At 65.9% G+C, this 25,094-nt stretch carries 22 protein-coding genes; 10 read left to right on the top strand and 12 right to left on the bottom strand.

The window, feature by feature from the left end; translation table 11 throughout:
• Positions 1-738 carry a metallophosphatase family protein gene (locus LVJ94_44755; GenBank protein ID WXB04005.1) on the bottom strand — a complete coding sequence of 246 codons (738 nt, stop codon included), beginning with the start codon at positions 736-738 and terminating at the stop codon, positions 1-3.
• A 98-nt stretch (positions 739-836) separates the two neighbouring features.
• Here LVJ94_44755 and LVJ94_44760 point away from each other — a divergent pair, with 98 nt between their 5' ends.
• Entirely contained in the window at positions 837-1,547 is a 711-nt protein-coding gene (locus LVJ94_44760) for a DUF6278 family protein (protein WXB04006.1), read from the top strand.
• Positions 1,548-1,724: 177 nt separating this feature from the next.
• Here LVJ94_44760 and LVJ94_44765 read toward each other — a convergent pair whose 3' ends face one another.
• The 5 genes from LVJ94_44765 to LVJ94_44785 form a co-directional block, all read right to left on the bottom strand.
• Entirely contained in the window at positions 1,725-2,117 is a 393-nt protein-coding gene (locus tag LVJ94_44765) for a RidA family protein (GenBank protein ID WXB04007.1), read from the bottom strand.
• Between the two features lie 53 nt (positions 2,118-2,170).
• On the bottom strand, positions 2,171-2,596 hold the full coding sequence (locus LVJ94_44770; protein WXB04008.1) for a hypothetical protein: 426 nt from the start codon (positions 2,594-2,596) through the stop codon (positions 2,171-2,173).
• Positions 2,593-2,979: a VOC family protein gene (locus LVJ94_44775; protein WXB04009.1), complete on the bottom strand. Its 387-nt coding sequence runs from the start codon at positions 2,977-2,979 to the stop codon at positions 2,593-2,595. Before LVJ94_44775 ends, LVJ94_44770 begins: the two co-directional genes overlap by 4 nt.
• 192 nt (positions 2,980-3,171) lie before the next feature.
• Positions 3,172-4,407 carry a hypothetical protein gene (locus tag LVJ94_44780; GenBank protein WXB04010.1) on the bottom strand — a complete coding sequence of 412 codons (1,236 nt, stop codon included), beginning with the start codon at positions 4,405-4,407 and terminating at the stop codon, positions 3,172-3,174.
• Complete coding sequence (locus LVJ94_44785; GenBank protein ID WXB04011.1) at positions 4,404-5,183, bottom strand: HAD family hydrolase; 780 nt, start codon at positions 5,181-5,183, stop codon at positions 4,404-4,406. The genes LVJ94_44780 and LVJ94_44785 overlap by 4 nt, the downstream gene beginning before the upstream one ends.
• A 166-nt stretch (positions 5,184-5,349) precedes the next feature.
• On the opposite strand from LVJ94_44785, the gene dnaJ reads away from it, so the two are divergent.
• From dnaJ to LVJ94_44800, 3 genes are read left to right on the top strand one after another with little or no spacing between them, the layout of a single operon-like run.
• Complete coding sequence (gene dnaJ / locus LVJ94_44790; GenBank protein WXB04012.1) at positions 5,350-6,474, top strand: molecular chaperone DnaJ; 1,125 nt, start codon at positions 5,350-5,352, stop codon at positions 6,472-6,474.
• Positions 6,475-6,478: 4 nt separating this feature from the next.
• Positions 6,479-7,153: a hypothetical protein gene (locus tag LVJ94_44795; protein ID WXB04013.1), complete on the top strand. Its 675-nt coding sequence runs from the start codon at positions 6,479-6,481 to the stop codon at positions 7,151-7,153.
• Between the two features lie 57 nt (positions 7,154-7,210).
• On the top strand, positions 7,211-9,247 hold the full coding sequence (locus tag LVJ94_44800; protein WXB04014.1) for a DUF2791 family P-loop domain-containing protein: 2,037 nt from the start codon (positions 7,211-7,213) through the stop codon (positions 9,245-9,247).
• Between the two features lie 226 nt (positions 9,248-9,473).
• Here LVJ94_44800 and LVJ94_44805 read toward each other — a convergent pair whose 3' ends face one another.
• Positions 9,474-9,704: a hypothetical protein gene (locus LVJ94_44805; GenBank protein ID WXB04015.1), complete on the bottom strand. Its 231-nt coding sequence runs from the start codon at positions 9,702-9,704 to the stop codon at positions 9,474-9,476.
• Between the two features lie 33 nt (positions 9,705-9,737).
• Between LVJ94_44805 and LVJ94_44810 the strand changes: the two genes are divergently transcribed.
• From LVJ94_44810 to LVJ94_44820, 3 genes are all read left to right on the top strand, one after another.
• Positions 9,738-10,832 carry a hypothetical protein gene (locus tag LVJ94_44810; GenBank protein ID WXB04016.1) on the top strand — a complete coding sequence of 365 codons (1,095 nt, stop codon included), beginning with the start codon at positions 9,738-9,740 and terminating at the stop codon, positions 10,830-10,832.
• A gap of 35 nt (positions 10,833-10,867) precedes the next feature.
• Positions 10,868-11,191, top strand: coding sequence for a thioredoxin family protein (locus LVJ94_44815; protein ID WXB04017.1), 324 nt, complete (start codon positions 10,868-10,870; stop codon positions 11,189-11,191).
• A gap of 162 nt (positions 11,192-11,353) precedes the next feature.
• Complete coding sequence (locus LVJ94_44820) at positions 11,354-12,469, top strand: metallophosphoesterase (GenBank protein ID WXB04018.1); 1,116 nt, start codon at positions 11,354-11,356, stop codon at positions 12,467-12,469.
• Here LVJ94_44820 and LVJ94_44825 read toward each other — a convergent pair.
• Positions 12,448-13,353: an EamA family transporter gene (locus tag LVJ94_44825; GenBank protein ID WXB04019.1), complete on the bottom strand. Its 906-nt coding sequence runs from the start codon at positions 13,351-13,353 to the stop codon at positions 12,448-12,450. The two genes, LVJ94_44820 and LVJ94_44825, sit on opposite strands and share 22 nt — an antisense overlap.
• An 81-nt stretch (positions 13,354-13,434) precedes the next feature.
• Between LVJ94_44825 and LVJ94_44830 the strand changes: the two genes are divergently transcribed.
• Entirely contained in the window at positions 13,435-14,337 is a 903-nt protein-coding gene (locus LVJ94_44830; protein WXB04020.1) for a LysR family transcriptional regulator, read from the top strand.
• A gap of 203 nt (positions 14,338-14,540) precedes the next feature.
• On the opposite strand, the gene sppA is transcribed toward LVJ94_44830, so the two are convergent.
• The 3 genes from sppA to LVJ94_44845 are packed head-to-tail and all read right to left on the bottom strand — an operon-like array spanning position 14,541 to position 18,699.
• On the bottom strand, positions 14,541-17,084 hold the full coding sequence (gene sppA / locus LVJ94_44835; GenBank protein WXB04021.1) for a signal peptide peptidase SppA: 2,544 nt from the start codon (positions 17,082-17,084) through the stop codon (positions 14,541-14,543).
• A 15-nt stretch (positions 17,085-17,099) separates the two neighbouring features.
• A complete protein-coding gene (locus LVJ94_44840; protein ID WXB04022.1) occupies positions 17,100-17,609 on the bottom strand; it encodes a DUF2505 domain-containing protein in 510 nt (169 codons plus the stop codon).
• 49 nt (positions 17,610-17,658) lie between these two features.
• On the bottom strand, positions 17,659-18,699 hold the full coding sequence (locus tag LVJ94_44845) for a hypothetical protein (protein WXB04023.1): 1,041 nt from the start codon (positions 18,697-18,699) through the stop codon (positions 17,659-17,661).
• 587 nt (positions 18,700-19,286) lie between these two features.
• Between LVJ94_44845 and LVJ94_44850 the strand changes: the two genes are divergently transcribed.
• Together LVJ94_44850 and LVJ94_44855 are read left to right on the top strand one after the other, a co-directional pair.
• Complete coding sequence (locus LVJ94_44850; GenBank protein WXB04024.1) at positions 19,287-23,234, top strand: hypothetical protein; 3,948 nt, start codon at positions 19,287-19,289, stop codon at positions 23,232-23,234.
• Positions 23,235-23,399: 165 nt separating this feature from the next.
• Positions 23,400-24,152, top strand: coding sequence for a hypothetical protein (locus LVJ94_44855; GenBank protein ID WXB04025.1), 753 nt, complete (start codon positions 23,400-23,402; stop codon positions 24,150-24,152).
• Position 24,153: 1 nt separating this feature from the next.
• Here LVJ94_44855 and LVJ94_44860 read toward each other — a convergent pair whose 3' ends face one another.
• Complete coding sequence (locus LVJ94_44860; protein WXB04026.1) at positions 24,154-25,086, bottom strand: hypothetical protein; 933 nt, start codon at positions 25,084-25,086, stop codon at positions 24,154-24,156.
• Positions 25,087-25,094: the final 8 nt, after the last annotated feature.

Raw genomic sequence — 25,094 nt, forward strand, 5'->3', positions numbered from 1 at the left:
TCATACTCCCATCGGAAGACGGCGGGCGAAGTTCGGATCGAGGCGGGCACGCAGGACTTTGTCGACGGCGAGCTCGATGTCGTACTCGATGCGCTTGAACTCGAAGCGCTTGTCCTTCGTGTCGAACACGGTGTAGCTCGCGCGGTTGTCTCCATCGCGCGGCTGGCCCACGGAGCCGACGGACACGATGTACTTGCGGTCGGGCTCGAGCTCGAAGTCGATGGGCGAGAGCTCTTCCACCGAGTTGCGCGTGAGCGCGAAGACCTTGCAGAGGTGCGAGTGACCGATGAGGGTCAAATGCCCAATCTTGTCGTAGATGCCGAGGCACTCGCGCGCTTGCTCGGGCGCGAAGATGTACTCGAACTCCTCGAGCCGAACCGGCGAGCCGTGGCAGAGCAGCACGTTGATGGCCTCGAGCCGGTGCTCGTAGGGCAGCGATTTGAGCCACGACATGTTCTCGGCCGAGAGCATGGCGGCGTGCGCATCGAGTGCGTGGCGGGCGGCCTCGTAGTAGTACGAGTAATCCATACGGCCCGAAACGGCGGCGTCGTGGTTGCCAAGGATGGTAACCTTGGCCACCTCGCGCACCAGGTCGGCGCATTCGTTGGGGGAGCCGCCGTAGCCGACCGTGTCGCCGAGGCAGTAGTAAGCGTCGATGCTTTCCCGACGGTAGGCCTCGAGAACAGCGCTCAGCGCTTCATGGTTTGCGTGTACGTCGCTGAAGATCCCGATGCGCATCGTCGATGGAAAGACTAAAGCTGCTTCGTGGAAAATGCACCTAAAGAGCTGGATAAGAGCTCGACGGTGCAAAAGACTGGGTAAACGAGGAGGTTGGCGTGGGTGACGAGAAGTTGGGGCGCTCCCCGGGTAGCAATGGCAGCGGGGACGATAGCTTTCTGAACGGGGTTCCCGAGCGGGATACCCTTGTCGATCACGCCCAGGTGGACGATGAATCCGGCGATACGGCCCCCACGGATCCTCCGCCCCCGGAGCCGGAGTTGGAGCCCATGCCCGCGAACGTGGCGGAACTTTGCGCTGCCTGCGTTCGATTCGTCACCTCGAAATATGGCGTGCCACTCGATTTTTCGCCCGACACGCTGAGCCTGCTCGATCAGTACATCCGCGACGCCCAGCCCGAGGTGGCGCAGAAGCCCGAAAGCCTCGACCTGCTCCAGGCCGCCCTGGGCGCCTACCTGGGCGAGGTGATCCGCCGCGTCCACCACGGCATTTGGGACGCCGAAGGAGAGCACGATGCGTGGCGCGTGCTCATGACACGCGTGTATCTTACATTCAATCCGATCGGCATGGTCCGCGAGGCGCTGCTCGGCGAGCAGGCCCCGGGATGGAACGCGCACCTCGAGACGGACCCCGGCGAGCGCGATGCCCTCGACGAACGGCTCGCGATCCTTCCCGAGGTGGAGGAAGACGAGTTTTTCGCCCCCACCACGCGGTTCGACGTCGTCGAGATTGCCGTCGACGCACTGGCAACGCACATGCGCCAATCGGGTCTCGGCGACGTCCGGTTCTCACGGGACGATTACAAATAGGACCGCTCGAATCAGCGGCTGCTTAGAGAGAATTCACGGGAAGACGGGAAGTTTTTGGATTCCGATCGACCCGCGGGACGCGTTGGAAACCTCAAAAACGCCTCTCTCTTCCTTCCCGTCTTCCCGTCTTCCTGTGAATTTCTTCCTGTCTTTACAGCGCTGAGAATGCGCGCGGCGCTAGAGCGGCGCGACGGCGATGCCTTCGATTTCCAGCAGCCAATCGGATTCGATGGTCTGCGTGACGATGACCTTCAAGGCGGGGCGCGCGTCACCGAGGATGCGGCGGCGGATGCGGCTGTTGGCATCCGCCTGATCGCGGCTCGTGAGGTACGTGTTGACCTTGACGAGATGCTCGGGGCCCATGCCCGCGGACTTGAGGATCTCCAGAATGTTGTTCCAGGTGGCCTCGCACTGACCCTCGAAGTCCCGCGGCACTTCGCCGCTCGGCAGTTCGGGAACGGTTCCACTGATGTAAAGCGTGCGATTCGGCCCTTGCACCTCGACGGCGTGGCTGTAGTTGCCCACCGGCTTGTAGATGGTGTCCGGGTTGCGGTGAATCTTCGTGGTCATGGCTCTTCACCTTTCGCGGAATTCACACGATGCGCGCGACTTCGCGCCCACCGCTAATCAGGGCTAATGCTCCACGGGGGAACGCCACCCACGGCCATGGCCGATTCCGCGCCCCCCGCGTCCAAGACGGCCGACGCAAATGCGCCGACCGTCGTAGGATAATGAGGCATGCAGCCTCCGCAATGGACGGCGGTGAATTCTCCATCGTTTCGAAGGGACATCCATGCGGCGCGTCCTTCTTCGGGATCGATGGCCTCGAGCAGAAGCGCCGCGAAGACCCGCCCACTGGGCGAGCCATCGCGGAGCAGTTGATGCAAATCCTCGCGGGCGGCGGCGCCTAGGCCGCGCACCTCCTCGTAGGCGCTCATTTCCGGGAGTCGTTGCGCGACGAAGCCCACGGTGTGAATCGTCACCTGCGAGGCATGACGCAAGACGTCCAGCGCCGCCGAGCACTGCGAGGGATGCGAGGGGAGGGTCATGCCCTGGAGGGAGCCACAGGGAGCGGCTTCGGGCAACTCACCTCGCAGAGAATGTCGCCGGGCAGGTGGAAGTAGAACATGACGCCGCGGTTGTTCTCGAGGATGTCGCCCACGTGCTCGACGCCGCTCTCGAGCAAGTGCGTGCGCTTTTCGAGCACGATGGCGACGTCGTCGACGCGAAAGCCAATGTGGAAGCCGGCGGGGTACGTCTCGGCGTCGTCCTTCTTGCGCTGCAAAACGAGGACGAAGCCGCGGCGATCCGAGAGGACGATGACCGCGGCCGAGTTGCGGTTGGTTTGGATCTCGAAGTCGAAGTGCCGCTCCAAAAAGGCCGCGGTTTCGGGGACGTTGGAGACCTGCAGATCGGCGTGATTCAGTTGCATGGCGGGAAAAACTCCGGGCGGAACACACACGTGTCCCAGCGCCGAGGTACCTCACCCGTCCAAAACTTCGTGACGGGGGGTAAAGTGCTCCCACCATGGGAGTGACCGGGGCTCACCTAGAACCGGCCTGCCGTTTTTCGACAGGCGGACTATGGATCGCGCCTGCGCCGTTGGCAACTGCTCTCCCTGGTTTTAGGGCACGGAAGCGTCGGTTCCCCCCGGCTCGCTCAAACCGGGGAGCGTGACCGGGCGGGGGGGATCGACGACGTCGCCGAGGAAGGTGCGCCACTCGACAGCGCCGCGGCCTTTGGCGAGGGACGGGATCTCGAGGCGGCTGCCCGGTGCAACCCAGGCGACAGGAATGCCGTCGAGCCATGCGAACTGCAGGACGTCGCTGGAGTTGAAGAGCGTGAGCGCCGGACGGTCCTCGGGAAGGTGCTCGCCAGCGCGGAGCGCGTGAAGTTCGGCGCCCGTGAGCAGGATCTCCGAGCCTTGGCCGGGCAAGGGGCCGGTCACGAAGGTGGCCGTCGGCGGCGGCATCAAAAGGGCGGTGGCGGAAAGATCGAGGCGCCGCACGATGGTCGTCGCGGTGAAGACGAGTGCGCCGCGCGTGGTCCAGCGCAGCTCCGCGAACATGGGCACCTCGTCGAGGCCGCAGAGGGGCGTGGACGACGGCGCGTTCATCATGTCGAGCAAGGCGCGGCAGATGAGGATGCCCGAGTCGCCGGCGTCGGCCACGCGCGCGATCTCGAAGGTGGCGTGCGCCGCGCGGTTGACGACGTCGACCTTGCGGGTGCGATAGCCGAGCCTGCGCGTGCCCTCGCCGACGCTGTTCACATCGGCGGGCGAGACCGGCGCCACGTCGAAGCGACGCTCGCCGATCAGCGCATGCAAAGCGCCGGGGGAGGCGATGCGGTAACTCGTCCCGTCGGGGGTGAGGACGACGTGCCCGTAGCGATCGACGCGCGCCCGAAGCTCGGTGCCCATGGGCAATACGAAGCCGTGGCTCGCGATGGACATGCGAAGGCGCGACGCGCCCAGGTCCAAGGTGAGGCGCGGCTCGGTCTTTTTGCGCGCGGTATCGACGGCCTGCGCCGGATACTCGGGCCCCCGCGGCGGCGGCGGCTGCTCGGCGGAGTGCAACGTGGCCGCCATGGTGTAGCCGCTCGAATCCTTGGTCGGCAGGGAATCCGCCGTCATGGGTTGATCGGGTCGCAGAGGCTGCGCGGGCGGCCCCGCATCGAGCGGCGGCGCGGCACTGGCGCTCGCGGTGGGCGCGACGGCCAGCGGTGCAGGAACCGCGTTGGCCTGCGGGCTTGCCGGCGTGTCCGGCGGATCGCGCGGCTCGGGGGCCGGATTGTTGCGGCACGCCGCCAGCTCCATCGCGAACATCGCGAGCAGGAGCAGAGCGAGCGTCCCTCGCTTCATCGGACGAAGTCGGCGATCACGCGCACCCCCGGCCCGAGCGGCGGTGCGTGCGGCATGTGTTGGGTGTCGACCAGGACACTCTCGCAATCCGGGTAGGCCTCTTTGAAGACGTTGCAGTTGCCCGGCTCGTTGTCGAACGACGCGATGACCCGCCCTACGCGCAAAAGCGTGGGCGCCACATCGCGCTTGAAGGCCTCGTCCGGCATGGAAAACTCGGGCTTGAGCACCACCTGCGTCCCGGCCACACCGATGGGGAACCCGAGATCGCGCAGGCTGCGGAAGGTACCGAGCCCCATGAGCGGCAGATCGCGGCCCGTGAGGTACACCAGGGTGGCCCCGGCGTCGTAACAGTCTTTGGCAAAGGTCACGGCCCCCGCCAACGCGATGTCGTGCACCAGGTGCTCGTCGGCGAAAAAGCGAGCTCGCCAGTATTCCTGGGCCTCCAAGACCAAATCGTCGCGGGTCACCCCGAGAAGGCCGAGGGTCTCCGTCATCATGTACGCCAGCGAGCTCGGGTTGGCGTTGCGAACTGCCGATGCAAACTCGGCCAATTCCGCCTCGCGGGTGCTCCAAAGCTCGCCCAGCTCCCGCAAAATCGCGCAGGTGCGCGGGCGATTGTCCATCAGGGTGCCGTCCAGGTCGAAGACGACCACGGGCGCCGGCTCCTGACCGGGGATGTGCGCGCACTGTTCGAGAACGCGCCCCAAGAGCGCGCTCTGCTCGACGGGGGAAAGACGCGGGTGAACGGGCTTGGAACCGTTGGAAACGAACGACATCGGGAACTTGCGGATACCAGCTTGCCGTTTGGCCGCGCAATCCGCAAGACGCGCAAGAGCCGAGCCCGCAAGGCCCCCGGCCCCACCTGTCACCCCGCCGGACGGGCTGTCCGGCTGGCGGGGTCGCTTATGCGCCGCCCATGTCTATGCTAGTCAAGTCGGGCTCATGGCGCAGGTTCAGAGGGATCACTACGAGGTACTTGGCATCGAGCGAAGCGCGTCCGCCGACGAGATCAAGGCGGCATTTCGCAAGCTGGCCTCGCAACACCACCCGGACAAGAACCCGGACGACCCGCAAGCCACGCTCCGCTTCAAGGAAATCGCCGCCAGCTACCAGGTGCTTTCCGATCCGCAACGGCGCACCCTCTACGACCGATTCGGCCACAACGCCGAGGCCTCCGGCTCCCCCTTTTCGGCCAGCGGGCCGTTCGCCGGTGGTGTGGTGGACATCAGCGACATCGCGGTCGACGGGCTGCTCGGCGATTTGCTCGGCGTCTTTGGCGTGGGCCGTGGCGACAAGGGCGACATCAAGCGGGAGCTGGAAATCTCCTTCGAGGAAGCCGCCTTCGGCTGCGAGAAGAACCTGCAGTACGAGCGCGTGGTCACGTGCACCGACTGCCGCGGCACCGCTTCGGCACCGGGACACGTTCCCGAAACGTGCCCCGCCTGCAACGGGCGCGGGCGCGTGCGCTTTCAGCAGGGCATTTTACCCATCGCCGTCGAGCGCACGTGCTCGCGGTGCCGCGGCAGCGGCAAAATGATCACCCACCCTTGCGGCACCTGCAAAGGCACCGGCTTGGTGTCGAACAGTCACACGTTGGTGGTGACCATTCCGCCCGGTGTCGATTCGGGGCAGACCCGTCTGGTGAGCGGCGCCGGCAATCGCCCGCGTCCCGAACGCGCGCCCGGCGATCTGGAAATCATCATCGTGGTGCGACCGCACCCGTTTTTCCGCCGTGCGGGCGACGACGTGGCATGCCAGGTTCCCATCACCTTTGCGCAGGCCGCCCTCGGCGGGGAAGTGGAAGTGCCCACACTGGACGGCAAGGGGAAGCTGCGGGTGCCCCAGGGCACACAACCTGGGAGCCTCCTTCGCATCAAGCAAAAAGGAATGCCGCGTCGGAGCGGAATCGGGCGTGGCGATCAGCTCGTAGAGGTTACAATCGAGGTTCCGACCTCCCTCAGCGAGCGGCAGCGCGAGCTTCTCGAACAACTCGCCAAGGAACTAGGGGAAGACGTGCAACCCCAGAGGAAAACCTTCATGGAGAAGCTCAAGGATCTATTCGGCTGACTTCATGCGACGCCCCTCCGGCTATTCGGGAAATCTCGTCAATGCACGCGAAGTCGGGGAATACTTCGCCCTTCGTTCCGAGCTGCAAGAAGCCTCGGTCCTCGCCTTCCGCCTGCTGGCAACCGATCTCGAATCCCACCGCGCCCCCGCCGCACTGGTGCGCGCCGCCAAACGCGCGGGCCGCGACGACGAGCGCCACGCGCAGATGACCGCATCGCTCGCCCGCCGGCATGGCGCGAGCACCGCGGTGCCGAAGTTGGAGCGCCCCTCCCCTCGCCCCATCGAGGACGTGGCCATCGAAAATGCCGTCGAAGGGTGCGTGCGCGAGACGTTCTTGGCGCTCATCTCCTCACGGCAGGCCGAAACGGCGAAGGATGACACCATCCGCGCCGCGATGAAGACCATCGCCCGCGACGAATCCGAGCACGCCGCCCTCGCATGGACGTTGGCCAGCTGGCTCGAGCCCCGCGTCGTCGGCGACGCCCGCGCACGGTACGGCAAGGCCGCCCGCACAGCGATTCAAGACCTCCGGACCGAAGCCTACGCCCCCTACCCCGAACCGCTGCGCCGCGTCGTAGGCCTTCCCTCGGTGAGGGACGCTCTGGCCCTCATCGACAGCCTGGATCGCACCATGTGGCAGAAACTAGCCCTGTCGACGAACGGCGTGGTGACCAAATAGACACGGAGATCGCCGAGAGTGGGATAGACTGCGGGCGTGGATGGTGAGGGAGTATCGATGTCTAGCTCAACGCGGAATGCGCCCGTCGGGGCGGTTTGGCGTGAGCAGCTCCTCCGCTCGTCCGAGCAAGCGCTCGAAGATTTGGCGGTAGCGCAAACGGCGGAGGTCGTGTTTGTGCGCGCGGAGGGGGAATCCGTCGCGAGCGGGTATGCGGACGAGGTCGAAGAGAGGGCGCTTGCGCAGGGATTCGTCACCGCTCAGATCGGGGTGGCGACGGAACGAAGCTTCGAGTCGATGGGCGCGCTGGTGCGCGCGGTGTTGCTCGCACTTCGGGTGCCAGGTCCACGCACGGGACGCGGGCGCGGGGTGCTGGAGTTGCTCGACGCGTTTGCGTCACGCAACGGGCGCAAGGCGCTGGCCCTGTTCGACGAGGGCGTCGAGGTCACGGGCGCGGTGGGCGATCTGGTCGCGCTCGCACGGGCCTACGTGGCCGCCGCGTCGCAGCCATCCCGCACGCAGAAGAAGCGGCTGCTCGCGTGGCTCGAGGGCACGGAGCTCGCGCGCGCCGAAGATTCGCCGCTGGCCATGTCCGCCCTCACCGAGCGCACGGCCAAGCGGGCCCTCGCGCAGGTCACCCACTTGATGCGGGTGCTCGGGCATCGGGGCACCTTGCTGGTCTTCCGCAACGGCGAAACGCTGCTGCGGCTCCCGCCGGCGCGCCGCGAGACGGCCTACACCGTGCTCCGCGAGCTCGTCGACAACGCCGACGGCGGCCATGGCCTGTACGCGACGCGCATCGTTCTCATCGGCACCACGGCGTTGTTTCAAGGCACGCGATCGCTCGCGTCGCTCAAGCCACTGGCCACGCGCGTGGCCGCGCTGCCGGGATCGCCGCTGCTCACACCGCCGCATCGCCCGCTCATCGACTTGATGATGCCGGCGTCGTTCGACATCGACACACCGCCCACGCCCGCACCACCCGATCCTTCGCACGACGCCGAGCTTCGCGGGATCATCCGCGCATGCCACGGGTTGCCACCGGTGGAATCGATCCTGTCGATGAGCGTCGGGCAGGAGAGCATCGATCGGACGATCGATCAGCTCTTCGAGCACTCGTTGATGGATAGCTCGGTGTTCGCGCTTTTGACGGGCGAGTATGGTTCGGGCAAGACGCATCTTCTGCTGCACTTGGCGGCGCGCGCGCTCGCCGAGAAACGGCCGGTGTTCCGGCTCTCGCTCGAACGGCTCGATACGGACCTGGGCAATCCGCAGCGTCATTTGCGGCGGGTGCTCGAGACGTCCATTTTGCCAGGCAAACGGCGAGCGGCCGCCGTCGACCGGTTGACGGCGTGGACGCGTGATCCGCAGACGCTCGAACGGCTCACGGGGGCGCTCGAGGCGATTGCCGAACTGCAGGGCGACACCGGCACGACCGCGCAGCGGGCGCTTGCGCGGGCGAAGGGCGCCAAGGCGCGGGGTGCAGCGCTGGAAGCCTTCCTCGGCGCGGCCGACTTGGTGGACAAACCGGGCGGCGCCAACTACCGCCAGGATGCCTACGGGCGCTTGCTCGTGTGGGTCGAGTTGCTCGAGCGGCTCGAGGGCTGTGCAGGCCCAGTGGTGCTCATCGACGAGGCGGAAAACCTCTACAAAATGGGCATTTCACGCTCCGAGCGACGCACCGCCCTGCGCTCGCTGTCGTTCTACTGCGGCGGCACGCTCCCGCGCGCGTGCGTGGTCATGGCCATTACGCCCGACGTGCTCGATCAACTGCGCAACGAATCGCAGGAGCTGCTCGACGAGGTGTCCGCCCAGAGCACCGTGCTCGATGCGGAGGACGCGACCATGCTGCGACGCCGCCTCGTGCGCCTCAAGCCCATCTCCGTGCCGGCGTTGGGGCGCGAGCACCGCGCCACCTTGCTCGGGCGCGTCTATGCGACGCACACCCGGGTCCGCGCCCGCCGCCCCGACGCCACGTGGGGGCAGTACGCCGAGACCCTGCTCGCCCGCGACGAACTGACCCCGCGCGAGCTCGTGCGCTACGCCGCCGAGTGGCTCGAATCCTCCTGGTGGAGCCGCAAACCACGCAAGGGGTGATACGCCTCGCCGAAAACTTGGCCATTTCTCGTGGCCACGGGATCGATGGTGCGCATGAAGCCGCGAGCCCCTACCCCGTCACGCAAGACCCCACCGCAATCGAAAGAACGACGCACGCCTGGTGATCGGCGCACGGGTGGCGATCGGCGGGAGATGCCCCCGCGGCCCGAGGGGCGCCGGGCGAGCGGTGGGCGCCGGCAAGGCGATCCCGAGGAAGTGTAGACGGCTATTTGCTTTGCCCGCGTTCGCGGGCGGCGCGGGCCTTGAACTCGGCGGTGCTCTCGTCGACCTGACGCCACGTGAAACGGCCGTCGGAGCTGGGGGCGACGAAGTCGGTGGGCTCGCTCTCGGGCGTCTGCTCCTCCTTGGCCTGGCGGCCGGCGAGGACGACCACGGCGATGACGGCACCCACGACGGCGGCAAGCGCGATGATGCCGAGCAAAAAGAGCATCCCCATCCCCTCCGATTTGCGTAGTACGACATTCTCACTGTGACCACTCGGCAGAAAAACGCCATCGTCCTGGTGCTGGCCGTTCTCGGGACGGTCGCGGCGCTGTACTTCATGGAGAAAGATCGCAACGCATCGGAGCCTGCCGGTGCACGCGTGCTCGCGGCGATCCCTGCGGATACGTTTCTGCTCGCGACCATCGACGTGGCGCCGCTGCGGCATTCGCCGCTGGTCGAGCCGCTCAAAGCGCTCGGCGCAACAGGTATGGGCAAAGATCTGCAGAGTCAGTGTGGGTTCGATCCCATCGAGCGGCTCGATACCCTCGCCGTCGCGCTGCCCGAAGCCGAAGGCTCGGGCGATTTCGGCATCGCGAGCGCGGGGCCGCTCACGCAGGAGGAGCTGCTCACGTGCGCGCGCACACTGATGCACGCGCGCGGCGCCAACTTGGGCACGCGCAAGGCTGCGGGGTTCGTCCTCGCCGAGGACACGGGCATTTTGGGCGGCGTCTATGGCAAGCTCGCCGTGCGCGATTCGGGGCCCTTTTTGCTCGCGCGCGAGCCCTGGCTCTCCGCCATGATGGATGCGTGGGCGCGCAAGAAACCGCGCGTGGAAACCAACGCGCGGCACATGGATCTGCGCAAGACGCTGGAAGCTTCCGGCGGTGGCGCCGGCAAACCTGCTGTGCTGTTGACGGCGCTTCTTCCCCTCAAACTGCGCGACCGGCTCAAGCGTGAGATGAGCGGCGAGGTCCCCAACACGGCGATGCTCGGGGTGCTCGGGGTGGAGGCCGCGGGCATGGCGGTTACGATGAGCTCTCCCAGCGTGCTCGATTTCGCCGCCGAGCTGCGCTGCGATACCCCACAGGCCTGCACCGAGGTCCGCGATCTCATCACCAAGAAGCGTGACGAATGGGCCGCCGACGTGCGCGTGCGCCTCATCGGACTCGGCGGCGTTCTCCAAGGGCTCACGGTGGAAGCGAACGGGACTCGCGTGTCAGCACGCACGCGCATCGCGACGGACGACGCACGCCGCTTGATCGAGCGTGCACTGGATCTCTCACGCGCCGGCTCCAATGTCGCGAATGCCACCACTGGTACGAAGGCTGCGCCTGCACAGAAGGACGCGGGCGCGCGCTGACAAGGTGGCCTTCGCGCGGTAGATTGAAGCTCGCCATGGCCGGGGAGAACGTGATCGAACTGACGGACGCGACCTTCGATCGCGAAGTGCTCGAGGCCGAGCTTCCCGTGTTGGTCGACTTCACCGCGACGTGGTGCCAGCCGTGCATCACCATCGGGGCGATGGTGGCCGAGATCGCAGATGAGAACGTCGGACGGTACAAAGTGGCGAAGGTCGACATCGACGATTGCCCCGAAATCGCCAAGCGCTACGGCATCCGCGGAGTTCCCACGGTGATCGTGTTCGAGAGCGGGGCGAAAAAGCGACAGTACGTCGGGATGACGAATCGAGAGACGCTCCTCAAGCTTCTCGAGGCCTGATCCGACAACCGCTCAAACTACATGCAAACGACCGATACGACCCAGGTGCCGCATGCACCCGAAGCAAGCCGGCCTTCCCTTCCCCCCACCTCCGGCCGCCCCTCGGCCCCGTCGCTTCCGCCCGCAAAGCGCGCTCAACGCGCGATAGGAAAACGGCCACGCATGGGGACCTTTTTGCGCGTGCTCATCACGGTCACGGCGGTTGCGCACGTGCCGGTGGCCGCCGCGTTCGCCGAGATGTTTCGGCGCCTCGGCGCGCCCGCCCCGTGGGTGCTCGGCGTACTGCTCGCGGCGGGCGGCGTCGCCCTGTTCGTCGGGCGCTCGGGCGCGGGGCTGACGGATCGGCGCCGCTCGACGACGTTCTTGCGCCTGGTGGACATTCCGTTCTTCGTCCATTGGTGCGCGGCGATTTTCGCGATCATCCCGTCGATCGTGGCCACGCTCACCATTCCGTGGCTCGGCGTGCCGAGGACGTTTTACATGGCCGTGTACCTGACGGGGCTGGTCGTGGCGGGGTATGGCATCCTCGTTCGGCGCCGTTGGTTCGTGGTGAAGCACGTGACCATCCCGATCGAGGGACTCGATCCGGCGCTGGACGGGCTGCGCATTGCGCACCTGTCGGACCTGCACATCGGGGCCATCACGCCGAAGTCGTGGGGCGATCGCTGGGTGCGGGCGGCCAACGAGCAAGGTGCCGACGTGGCGGTCATCACGGGCGACATGGTCACCAGCGGCGTGGACTTCCACGAGGACATCGCCGCCGTGGTGAGCGGACTGCGTGCGCCGCTCGGTGTGTACGTGTCGATGGGCAACCACGATTACTTCGGCGAGGGCGAGCCGCTCATCTCGATGCTGAACGCGGGGGGTGCCCAGGTACTGCGCAACGAAGGGCGCGTGCTGTCACGCAATGGGAAGAGCATTTACCTCGCGGCCATCGATGACACGTGGACACGGCGCGATGACATGTTCAAAGCGCTGCAGGGGCGACCCGCCGGTGTGCCGAGCATTCTGCTGGCGCACGATCCGGAGAAGTTTCTGCACGCCGCCAAGGCCAATGTGGATTTGACCTTGAGCGGGCACACGCACGGCGGGCAGATCGCGGTGCCGTTTCTCGCGCGCGTGCTTTCGCTGTCGCACCTGACACACCACTTTCACCTGGGCATTTACCGCAAGGGTCGGGCGACCCTTTACGTGCACCCGGGGTTGGGGACGACGGGCCCGCCGATCCGCATCGGTGTGGCCCCGGCCGTGGTGATTCACACGCTGCGCGCGGCCTGATGGATGGGCCCCCCCTCCCCGGCCCTCCCCCTGCGGGGGAGGGTGCCGAAAAGCACACCGAATAGAACCGTGGCGCCACCAAGGATGTCCGTGGCATGGAGCGACTCGCCCAGAACGAGGGCGCCCGAGCCCATGGCGAAGAAGGGCACGAGCATCGAGAACGGGGCCACGGTGGAGGCGCCGTATTGGCGGATGAGCGAGCCCCAAACGCCGAACCCGAACAACGTCGACACGAAGGCGATGTAGACGAGCGCGCCGACACCGGCGACGTCGATCGACTGGAGCGCGGCGAGATCGGCGGCGGGGCCTTCGACGAGAAGCGAGAGGACCACGAGCACGGGCGCCGCAGCCGCGCTCACCCAGACCATGAAGCGCAGCATGTCCGGGGCCGCAGCTTTGCGCAGGGCGATGTTGGCCACGCCCCACGCCGCGGCGGCCGCGATGCAGAGCACGAAGGCATGGGCAGGGCGATCCGGACCGAGGCGCACGGCCACCAGGGCGATGCCCAGGGCCGCGATGACCATGCCCGCGACCTGACGCGTGGAGAGCCGCTCGCGCAGGAGCAAGACGGCGAAGATCATCGTGAAGAACGCTTGGCTCTGCAGCACCAGCGCCGAGAGACCGGCAGGCATGCCCGCCGCCATTCCGGCGAAGAGCAGCGAGAACTTCACCACGCCGAGGGCGAGCGCGACGGCAAAGACCCAGCGCCACGCAACCTGCGGGCGGCCGACGAAAAAGAGGGCCGGAATGGCCGAGAGCCCGAACCGAAGGGCGCAGAAAAGCAGCGGCGGAAAATGGCCGAGTCCGACGTGGATGGCGATGAAGTTGAAGCCCCACACCGCCATCACCAGAACGGCGAGTGCAATGTCCCGAGAACGCATCATGCGCTTCACATTGGGGTTGGGCACTGTAAAGAACCATCGAATCTTTCTACGCAATTAATTTAGCAATGCTAAATGATTGGCATGATCGAACTGGGACGCCTTCGGGCCCTGTCCGCGGTCGCGACGTACGGAACCGTGTTTGCCGCGGCGGACGTGCTGCACTGCACACCGTCGGCGGTGTCGCAGCACATCACCAAGTTGGAGCAGGAAACGGGGACGAACCTGTTCGAGAAGGACGGCCGCAAGCTTCGCCTCACCGATGCGGGCCGCCTCCTCGCCGAGCACGCGGGGCTGGTGCTCGCCGCGGTGGAGCGCGCGGAGGCCGCGCTGGCCGCGCACCACACGACGGTTTCGGGGCGGGTGACCATTGCATCGTTTGCCACGGGGTGCCGCGCCCTGCTTCCCCAGGCCTTGAAGCGGCTGGCCAAAGAGCATCCGCAACTCGAGACGGAGCTGCTCGAGTCCAATCCGCACGAGAGTCTCGACTTGCTCGCGCGCGGCGAGGTCGATCTCGCATTGGTCGACGAATGGCCCGAGGTACCGTTTCCGTTCCCGCCCGGCGTGGAGCACACCGAGTTGGGGCTCGATCATGCGGACTTGGTGGTACCGGCGAGTCACCCACTCGCGCAACGGAAACGGCCGGTCAAGCTCGCGCAGGTAACCGAAGAGCGATGGGTGGCATCGACGGCGAGCACGAATTGCTACGAATGGCTCATGCGCGTCATGCCGGGCCTGCGTCCCTCGTTCCTGGTGGAGGAGTTCGAAACGCAATTGACCTTGGTGGCCACGGGGCTCTGCATCGCGGCCATCCCGCGACTCGCGCGCATCTCCGTCCCCTCGGGCGTCATCATCTTGCCCATCGATCCCATGCCCGCCCGCCACGTGATCGTCGCCTGGCGCGCGGCCTCCCAGGAACGCCCCGCCGTCCTGGCAACCGTGGCCGCGTTGCGAAAGGCTTGGGAAAAGCGCGTCACCGCCGCATGATCCGTACCGAGACTGTACCGAATGTACCGGCCCGCGCGCGGTACACCGGCGCGGGATTTCGCGTAGTTAGGACATCGCCGGGCTGGCACGCAGGTTGATTGCATCACCGGCCGATACATGGATCTGAGGTATTTCAAATCGCGAATGGGCATCAGCGTGGTGGTCGCAATGGCGGCCGTGGTCACACTGATGATGTTCACCCGCTAGTCTTCGTCGTGGCCCTCGCCCTCGACGGGGACCCACTCCATGCGCGCCATGGGGATGTCGCCCTTGAAGACGACCATGGGGGCGAGCGCGCGGGCCACGTCGCGCACTTGGACGGGGAGTCCCTCGAGGGTCATCAACTGGGCTCGCCCGAAGCCGGCCAACTTGAGCGCGCGCTCGAAGAGCGACGGGTCGGGGGCCGGCAGCGCGCGGATGGGGGCATCGTAGGGTAGGCCGCCGAGGGCGCGGGCCTCGGCGAGGGCTTCGCGCAGGCCGCCCATCTTGTCGACGAGCTTGCGCGCAATGGCTTGCTGGCCGGTCCACACGCGGCCTTGTCCGACGGCGTCGACTTCGGCCTTGGTCATGTGGCGGCCTTCGGCCACGCGCTCGAGGAACTTGTCGTAGAACTGGTGCACCTTCACCTCGAGCGCCCGGCGCTCGTCGTCGGTGAAGGGGCGATAGAACGATTCGGCGTCTGCGCGCGGAGCGGACTTGTACGTCTCGACGTTCACGCCGATCTTCTTGAGCAATTCGCTCACGTCGGCCTTGCCATAGAAGATGCCGATGGAACCCGTGACGGTGAGCGGCAGGGCGTAAATCGTTTTGCCCGCGGTGGCGATGTAATAGCCGCCGCTCGCGGCCGAGGAGCCCATGGAGACGATGAGCGGCTTCTTCTTGGCCAGCTGCGCGAGCTCGCGCCACATCACATCGGCCGACATCGACGAGCCGCCGCCGGTCTCGATGCGCAACACCACGGCCCTCACCGTGGGGTCGTTCTTCAAGCTTTGGATGTTCTCCGCAATCGTGTACGAGCCCACCAACTTCGTATCGAGCAGTGGAATCGTCTCGGAGCGGCCGTCGACCATGTCGCCATCGACGAGCAAGAGGCCGATTTTGCCGCGCGGGCCGAAGGACTCGGCGGCCTTGGGCCCCTCTTCCCATTCCTTGAGGCTCGTCGCGTGGCCGACCATCTCGCTCATCACCCGATCGAGCTCGTCGTCGAAGGCAAAGCCGTCGGCGAAGTGGACGTCCCGCGCCTCGGTGGCGACGAACGGGCCCTTGGCGATGGCATCGCGCACGGCAGGCACGCTCATCTTGCGACCGAGGGCGACGTCCTTCTCGAAGACCGCGGCGTACTGGTTCAGCAGATCGGCGTGATCGTGCGCGGCCGTTTCGCTCGGATGCTCGTTGGTGAACATCTCGGGCGCCGTCTTGTGGTCGCTCACGCGAAGCATGTCCGCGCGGATGCCCAGCTTGTCGAGCATGCCCTTGATGTAGAGGTACTGCGTGCGCAATCCGGCAAAGCGAAGCCCGCCCGCCGGGTTGACCACGGTGCGATCGGCGTTGGCGCAGACGTAAAGCGCCTTGGCGCCGTTGTCCTCCCAGCTGCAGAGCACCTTCTTCTTGCGGGCGCGAAGCACGCGCACCGCGTCGGCCAATTCTTCGGCGTGCGCGTAGGACGTGGCCGGCTCCGCGCGCAGCACCAAGGCCACACCGTCGACCGTGGGATCGTCCGCGATTTTCCAGAGCTTGCGGAGCAGCGCGATGTGCGTGCGCGGGCCCGGGGTGCTCTCCAGGCGAATGGACACCGACCGCGATCCCAGCCGTGGGATGCCCGGCGTGCCGTAGCCCGAGATGGCGAAGGTGCCGTAGCCCGTCACACTGTCCGAGTTGCCAAGTCCGTTGCCCAAGAGAACGCCGCCGCCCGCCGTCAGGCGGCCGTACGCGAGCTCCAGGCCCGCGCTGGCCACGAAGCCGCGTCGCGCGTCGTACGGGAGATGCGCCGCCTCCACGTCACCGCGCAGGCGACCGATGTACGGAATGTCCAGGCCGAGAGTGGCCCGCGGAATCCATTGGCTCGAGTCGGACTGTTGGCTCCCGGCCAAATAGCGCATCTCGAAACCGAGCTCGAATTCACGACGCCCGGTGGGACGCAAGGCCGCCCCGAAGACGTAGTTCGCATCGAGAATCGGCTGCTGGTTCGGCCCCAGCGGCGCGGTGGCCGGCCCATTGAAGTTGTTCGCCACGATGGCGATCCCCAGCTGGCGCAGCGGACGATACGTCACGCCGGCACTGAGGCCTGTCAGATCGTTCAAGAAGGCATTGCCCGAATACGAGTGCTGAATGCTCAGGCCGAACGCGAGCGAATCGGACAGCTTGTAGCCAAGCGCCCACGTCACCCACGTCATGTCCTCGCCGTTGTACGGGAAGCCCAGCTGCCATGGCGTCTGCAGGTGGTCCACGCGCAGGCCGGTGCTCAGGCCGAGGAGCAGCGGCGTGGCCGCCCCCACCGCGTGCCCGCAACCGACGCGTTGGGGCGCATCGAAGCAACCGATGCCCGTCCAGCGAAGCTCCCACGACGGCAAATACGCGAGGTTCGCCGGGTTGCGCGCAATGGCCTCCGCCGTATCCTCGCTCACGGCATTGCGGCCGGGCGATGCCAAGCGATCCGCGCGCGTGGGCATGGGCTCGCCCGCGTTCGACGTGGTGGACAGTCCAAGGGCCGAAACGAGGACCGCCAGCGCGGTCAGACGGTAGTGCATGGTGCTCTCTCGCTCTTACACGAGCGTAGCCAGACCGCGTAAGATCTCGGCCTCGGCGTCGAAGGTCTTTTTGACCTCCGCCACGATCACCCGCTCGCCGAGGGTCTTCATCACGCGGGGGACGTTCAGGTCGACCTCGCCCTTGACCACGCGGCTCGTGACGCCATTGCCGCCGGAGACGAGGGAGTACGTTCCCGATGCGCGAAAGTATTTGTGCCACTCCGGCTTGGTGCTCGGCGTGATGACCCATTTGGACGAATGCGTGTCGATCGAGTAGGTCGACCGCTCGTCCCACGCCAGCATGTCCAACGTCACGTACGGCTGAGCAAAGGCCGGCACCTTGACGTTGGGCTTGTAGTTCCAGATGCGCTCCAGCACCCGGTTCTCGAAGCTGTGGGACGTTTGCTTCACGCGCTCGACGTTGGGTAGCCCCTTCGCGACCTTGTCGATCAGGTTCGGCGACAGAATCGCTAGCTCGAGCGCATCGAGCGGGGCCTCGAATTCGTGTGTGATTTCGAACCGCATCGGGTGGCCCGGAGCATAGCCGGGTTGGCCCCAGGTTCGACGTGAAACGTCACTCGCCGCTGGGATTCGCCAGCTTCCGAGCGAAAACGATGGCGTCCTTGCGCTCTCGACCAACCACCAGGTGGTTCTGCAGGACGCCCGTTCGGCGGAAGCCATTGTAGACAAAGGCCGTCGCCAGCCCCGCATCGTCGCTCGGGGCGAGGGCGAAGCAGCCAACGGTCCCGTCCGCAAGAAGGCGCTCGCACAGACCCTTCAACGCGATGGCCGTGCACACCCTCTCGCCCTCGCTCCGGGGCGCGGTGAGGATCTCCACGAAGGCGTTGCCGAAGCACGGCTGCGACTCCACCGACGCCAGGAGCTCGAATCCGCCACGTGCCGTGAAGGCGAAGTACGTTCGCTCGACGCCACGTCCGAAGGCTTCGAACGCGGTGAGCGCCCGCCCCGATCGAAGCGCCACGGCCAGTGGCTTTCGCGTCGCCGCCTCTTGGATCGGGGTGAGCTTCACCGTCGGCAAGGCGCGCTCGGCGAGCTCCTTCACGTGCTTCTTGGCACGGAGCAGCGTCTTCTCGGCAAAGTCGAGCGCGGAGGTGTCGACCGGCGCGTCGACCTCCTCGTCCTCGGGGAGCCTGTCGGGATCGAGCCAGGAACGCGAGGCGATGCTCGAACGCGGAACGGCCCGCGCGAGCGATCCCGGATCGGACGACGGCGTGCGGGGCGCGATGATGCGCCGTTCGCTCTGCGCGGGGATGCGCGCCTGCGACGGCTCGACGGAGCACCCGAGAAGGAACGCGTCGCTCCGCTTGTAAAAGCCGGGGATGTTTCCCTCTTTGGTGAAACCGAGCTTCACCCAGGTGGACACTTCGTCGCGCTCGACCACCGTGTAGACTTTTTCGACGCCTTCGCGGCGCGCGAGCGAGAGAACGAGGGTGCGCTTGGCCGGTGTGGGCCCCGCGCGAAAATCGATCACCCGCATCGCTTTCGTGCGCCTCTGAACCAAGAGACAGAGCGACACGGTGTCATTCTGAAAGAAGATCTCGCCGTCAGACTTCTTGTCCGTCTTGTCCGTCGTTGCCCAAGCCTTTGCCGCCATGTCCCCTTCCCGCCCTTGCCAGCCCTCTCGACCGGCCGCTCTCACCTGACGTCCCCACCTGAAAGGTGCCCGGAGGCACGTTTCAACTTTGAAATGTGGGTACCACGGCGTTCGCTTCAGGGTCAACGGGTTGGGCGAAAAAGCCCGCTATTACGACGGATTCGCTGTACCTCAAGTATGAAATGCGTATTTTTCTACGCAGCTTTCCACCGTAGACAACGATCCCATCCATAAGATATTCCGGATTGACAAAGTAGTAGAGGGGCCGGGGGGTTCATCTGCGCATCCGACGCAACGCTGCGTGCGTCGGGGCCGAAGAAGTTCTCGTCAGGCTCGTGTGCCGGGTGGCTGGAAGGAGCTTCGCCATGGGACGCCGATTGCGATCGATCCCGCATTCGCGGGAACACCGGACGCTGTGGATAGCCGTTCTCCTCGTCGCTGCCGCCATCACGGCGGTGGCGATGGGCGGATGTAGTGGGGATTCCAAATCGAATTCTCCGGAAGAGTCACCGCAAAAAGCCAATCAAACTTCGCAGAATCCGGCGCCCACCGCCGCCAGACCGACCGATAAAGACGTTACGGTCGATATGCTCGTCCCCTCCCAAGTCGCCATTTCGGAGTTGGCGCTCATTGGTCAAGAAGTCGATATTGGCGAACGCTCACGCGTCGTCACGCGTCATTCGCGATTTGCGAGCGTGGGGAATGTCGGCCCCGCGTTGACCAAGCTGGCGACCAAGGCCGAAATGGGCTCTTTGTACAGCGTTGGCTCGGTATCGCTGCTCGATGGAAGCCATATTCACGGGCACGTGCGCACCGAAGGCAATATCCAATCCGAGGGCCATTTCACGGTGGATGAAAGCGTGGTGGAGCGCCAGCCCGTCGCCACGCGGCACCTGGTCCGTCGCGCGAAATTCGCGAGCAGTCGCGAACAAGTTCGCGTGGGAGAGGGTCAAATCTTATCCACCCCCGTAAAGCCCGGATATTACGCATCACTGCGGTTGGGCCAACGGGCCGAAGCCACGTTGATCGCGGGTAGTTACTATTTCGAAAGCTTCGTTCTGGAGGCTGGCGCAAAACTCAACATCGACGACTCCAAAGGGTCGATATTCGTCTTCGTCGAACGGGAGTTCGATGACGCAGGGACGATTGCGCGCGTCAATGGAGGTTATCCGCGCTGGCTGGTCTCCTACGTGGGCACGGGCACGGTGTTTTTGCGCAAACCGTTTGCCGGCAGCGTCATTGCACCCAAAGGGACGATTTCGCTGGATGGAGATCCCATTTCCCACGGCCGGCACGAGGGTTCGTTTTACGGCAGAACCGTGCGGGTCGGTCCGGACGCGGAAATCGCACTTCATGACTTCCCCTGGATCATCCAACGGGTGACCTTCGACAAGCCGGCCACCTGCAATGGGGAGAGCGTCCATTTAAAGGTGGAGGCCGAGGAACCTGCCGCCCCGGGCACCCCCGCGCGGGTCTCCCTCGATGGAATGCCCATTGCGGAGATGTACGATCAGGTCGAGAGCGCGCCGGGCAAACACCTTTATACCATTCACGCCACCGCGGCCGATGGGACGAAGGAATCGCAGGTGGCCCCGATTGACGTGGCGGCGTGCCCGACCACCGCGCCGAAACTGCCGAAGCTCTTCGCGCAGGAAAACGTATTTCATACGGATACGGCGGATTTCAGTGTCGTGAATGCGAAGGAGTTCGAAGATCCCTCCACGACGTACGTGTGGGACTTCGGCGATGGGCAGACGGCCTCGGGGCAGCTGGCGGCGGTTTCGCACGACTATTCGGACGTCCTGCCCATCGATGTCGATTACCGATCGTTCGATGTCACAGTGACCGTGAAGCGGACCGGCTTGGCCGACGTCTCGGCGAAACGCACGTTCATTCTTTGGAGTACCTACGCGGCGAGCCGTGCGCGCGGGGTGCTGGAGCCCCCGGCGAGTGCGCTCGATTCCCAGCTCAAGGCCGATGGTACGGACTTCGTGGCGCAAATCGAATTGAAGAACCTCGAGGGGACTCCGCTCGAGTACACGCAGCGTCAAATCGACCAAATACCGTGCAATGCCGACAATGCGATTGCCTACGGCGGCCGAGAAACCATTTCTCTATCCATTCCCGCCAAAGGCAGTGTGACGCAGACGTTCCGAGTTCCGCAGGCCAGTGTGAACTCGGCGAATTGCGCGGTGGCGGTTCACTATTGGGGCACGGTAGGCGCGCTCAAGGCGCACGTGACCCTCCAGTTCGAGCGACCGGGCAAGGCCGGGAAAGGGCTGCGCGTACCGCAGCAGCTGGCCAATCTGCTGAACTACGTGAACGATCACGACCTGGTGGGCTCCCTCACGGGCCCGGCGAGGCCGCGCGCGAGCCTTGCGACCACGCAGAACCGCATCAGCGAGGAGCAGTTTGCGGCTTTGTACCGCGAGCGGAAGATCCCGCAGTCGGCGATGCAGTATCTGTCGCCGAAAGCAGGGCTCATGTCGGAGACGGCGGTGCGCGAGACGTGCGATCCGGACAACCCGGGTGCGCCGCCGCAGCCGGGGTTCAGTTGCCAGCCCACCGGGCAGTGGGAGGGCACCGGGCCGGGCGAGCAGCCCATGGATGAGCACATCGAGAATGCGCTCAAGGGCGATGCCATCGTGGTGCGCAGCTGCACGGGCATGATTGCACCGCTGCTGGGTGCCGTCGATCCGCCGCAGAAGTTCACGCACAGCGGGATCATGACGAAGCACCGCTTCGAGATCACGCACTCCACCGGCGACGATGATTACTTGGTGAAGGAGCATCCGAGTGGCGTCTTCGGGCAACCCACGGACGGGTTCCAGGAGTATGCGCTGCGCTACCTGTGGCCTGGGACGATCACGGCGTCGGTGCGGGAAGCGTTCGCCGGAGAGGGGCGGCTGGTGAGCACGCCCGAGGGCAAGCCGTGGCGGGTGCGCGGTTTCGAGCGGCTCCAAGTGCGCTGCCCGGGCGATGCGCAGATCGTCTACCCGCGGGTGCTGAAGCCGCCGCCGGAGTACGAGCAGGAGGTGCGGCCCAAGCTGATGGCCGCGGCCGACGCGGCGAAGACGATCCACGGGCACTACCGCTTCTACTCGTATTCCAATGCACCGGACACCGAGACGTCCGATCCGAATGGGCCGGGACCGGTCTCGGGATCCTCGGGCATCGAGACGTATGGCAAGACGCCGACGGTGTGTTCGTCGTTCGTGCGGCTGTCGCTGAAGAAGGCGGGCTTCATCGTCGACCAGGACAAGGCGCAGCCCAAACCGAGCGACGTGACCAACGGCCCGCCGGACGGCATCTTCTTCTACGATGTGCAGGAGCGAAAGCACGCGGGCAACGTTCTATACTCGGGCTTGTACGACACGGTGCAGTACCAGCTCTCGCGGGCGGGGGCTTCGCTGGTGGACGACGCGTGGTGGGGCGGCTCGGACTCGTACAATGGGCCGCTCTGGAATGGTGCGGGGATGCTCTCGAGCTTTTTGGCCTCGAGCGGCCCCATCGCGGGATGGCTCACGGATGCCCCGAACGACATTGCGAATCAAATTGCCAACTGCTTCGCGTCCGACTTTTGCTCGGAGGCGGCAAAGGACAGCGATGCCTGGAAAGAGCCGGGCAATGGCTTCGCGGTGAGCCCGGACAACCTGGTGGACCACTTCGATTCACCGGCCACGGGCGGCCCGTACGGGTACAGCGAGCGGATGATCTACCGCGGCAAGGACTACCGCCAGGTCTTCGAGTGGCGTCCGGCGCAAGGAACGATGCCCCTCGACATCCACGTGTACACGCCCGAGGGATACGCCGTGCCGTACGCCCAGGTCGAGGTGCGAGGCTTCACGGCGAACCCCGTGACGGCCAACGCCATCGGCGTCGTGCTCGTCGAAGGCGTGCCGCGCGGCAACATCATGATCCACGCGCAGAAGTACATGGAGGACGAGCTCCGCGAAGGCGACACCTGCTACGTGCCGGCGGAGCCGAACAACCCGAGCTCCGCGACGTTGCGGCGTGTGAACTGCAGCAACTTCACGGAGTACCTCGACAACGAGGTGTACTACGAGGCGCGGATCTACCTCAAACCGCCACGCGCGGACTTCCGCGCCGTGGTCTTCGACGGCATCGTGGACCTGAAAGACTGCGACTGCGCGAGCGCCGACGAGTGGAACCATCCGGTGATGCACCGCGTATGCTTGGTCAATCCGCTCCACCGCGACGACGACGTCGGGATGGAGCCCAGCGAGCTATGCTCGGACGAAGTGGGGCTACGCTTCCACGCGCACTGTCAGCTCCAGCCGGACAACCGCACCGTGCGCATCTGGCAGGACTACTGGTTCTACGAGAACACGAGCCCCACGTGCGGGGGTAGCGATCTCGAGGACGAACGGCACCATCAATTCGACGTGCTGCAGGACCAAACCTTGTGGCCCGCCCAAGAGACCCTGGTCAACGGCGGCACGTGCGGCTTCTCGAGTTGCGATGACTTCGCGACGATTCGCAACTTGAGCATTTTCAATAGGCGCGCGGACTAGCGGACTAGAGGAGAAACCGCAGAAGAGGGAAACCGCCAGGACGCCAGGGTCGCCAGGGTTGGAGGCGTGGAGATCCCTCCACCCTAAATTTGGGTTTTCAGTTCCGAGCCCTCTGGCGGCCCTGGCGTTTGAACCCCTGGCGTCCTGGCGTTTCTCTCTTCGGCGGTGAAACCCGCCGCCGCCCGCGGCGTAGTGGGACAGGTGCGGGTTTTTATTTTGGCACTGGTCGGGGTGATGGGGGTGGGGCTACCGCGGGTGGCCGAGGCATGTGGGCTGACGCCGCCGATAGGCCCGAATGGGCTTCCGGCGATTTGCCATGGGGAGGCCTCGGAGATTCGGTTTCATGGTGGGCTCTCCCTGGGTGGGACGTCGACATCGCTCGATTTTCCGGGTGGGAGGGGCGATCTGTTGCAGGGCGCCGGGGTGGCCACGTTCGACGTGACGCCGCTCGATGGGCTCACGTTTAGCGTTTCGGGCGGGGCCTCGTTGGGCGGGCGCGTCGATTATGGCGGGGCACGCTACGATCTGCAGCCAGGGTGGCTCGCGGGGGTCGGCGTCGCGTACCGCTTCTTCGGCCGCAACGGGTTGCCCTTCGTGCAGCCGTCGTTCACGTACTCCATCGCGCGCACGCGGAGTGAGGCGCCCGATGGCAGCGAGGCGACCTTCACGTCGAAAGATTGGCGCGCGGGGCTCGCCGTGGGCAAGGTCGTCGGGGGCTTCGCCGCCCCATTCGTGGCCGCGCGCTACTTCGGCGCCGGCACGGATTGGAACGTGGCCGGCGGCCACGGCGGCGATCATTACCGGTACCACGTCGCCGCCGGGAGCGCGTTTGCGCTCTCGGAACACTGGGACGTCGTCGGAGAGCTGGCGTTCCTCGGCGAGCGACGCGCGACGCTCGGCGTGGGGTACACCTTTTGAGTTACATGAGCCGGGCGACGTCGGCCGGGGCGGCGCCGAGTTTCTCCAGGGCCTCGCGAAGGCGCTCTTTCTGGATGGAAACGAGCGTCGGCATGCCTCCCGAGAGGCCCATGAGCGCGAGAAAATCGAGCCCGCTGTCGAAGGGCGCGGCCAAGGTCAGCGTATCCCGGTCGAGGACCATGGCGATGCGCGCGCGGGCCTGGCCCATGAGGAGCAGCAACGTCTTGTCGTAGCGCCCGTGCTGGTCCGTGGCCTCGAGAAACGCCACGTTGGGTGCCGGCCCCGTGAGGGGGACGATGGCATAGCGGGTCGCGATCTCGCGCGTGGTCTGCTCGATGGCCGAGAGCTCGCTCGCGGCCTCATCGATGCGCTCCCAGAGCGAGGCGTCGCCCAGGCCCGAGGCAAGGTGACGCACCACGATGCCGAACAGCGCCAGATCCCGGGGACGGGCGCGCAGCGCGCGATCGAAACGGGCACCGATGGGGCTCGGCGTGCCGATGCGCGTGTCGATGGCCCGGGCGTCGGCGTCGGCGCCCGGGTAGGGCTCCACGCCCTGGCGGATCCATTTGGCGGCGCTGCACAAGCCGTCGAAGTCGTTGTGGCACACCACCGTCTCGACCGGGCCAATACGCGCCACGACGTCGGGCGTGACCATCTCGGGACACGCCCCGTGCTCGGCCTTGGTGGCCAGCACGAAGCGCGGATCGAGCTTGTACTTCGCATGAAGCACGTGGTCATGATGGTCGATCCAGCCCGCGAGCCGCGGCCCCAGCTGGTCGATGAACGGGCGCGTGATGTCGTCGAAGCCCTTGCCCGAGGCCTCCGAGGCGAAGGCGATGTCCAGCACGACCACGCGGCCCTTGAGCTCTTTTACCTTGGGTAACTTGCGCGGACTGGCGAACGCAAGGGCTGGATACAGCAATGGCGCATTCATCTTACGCG

The sequence above is a fragment of the Sorangiineae bacterium MSr11367 genome (genome assembly GCA_037157805.1).
Taxonomy (GTDB): Bacteria; Myxococcota_A; Polyangia; order Polyangiales; family Polyangiaceae; genus Pendulispora; species Pendulispora rubella.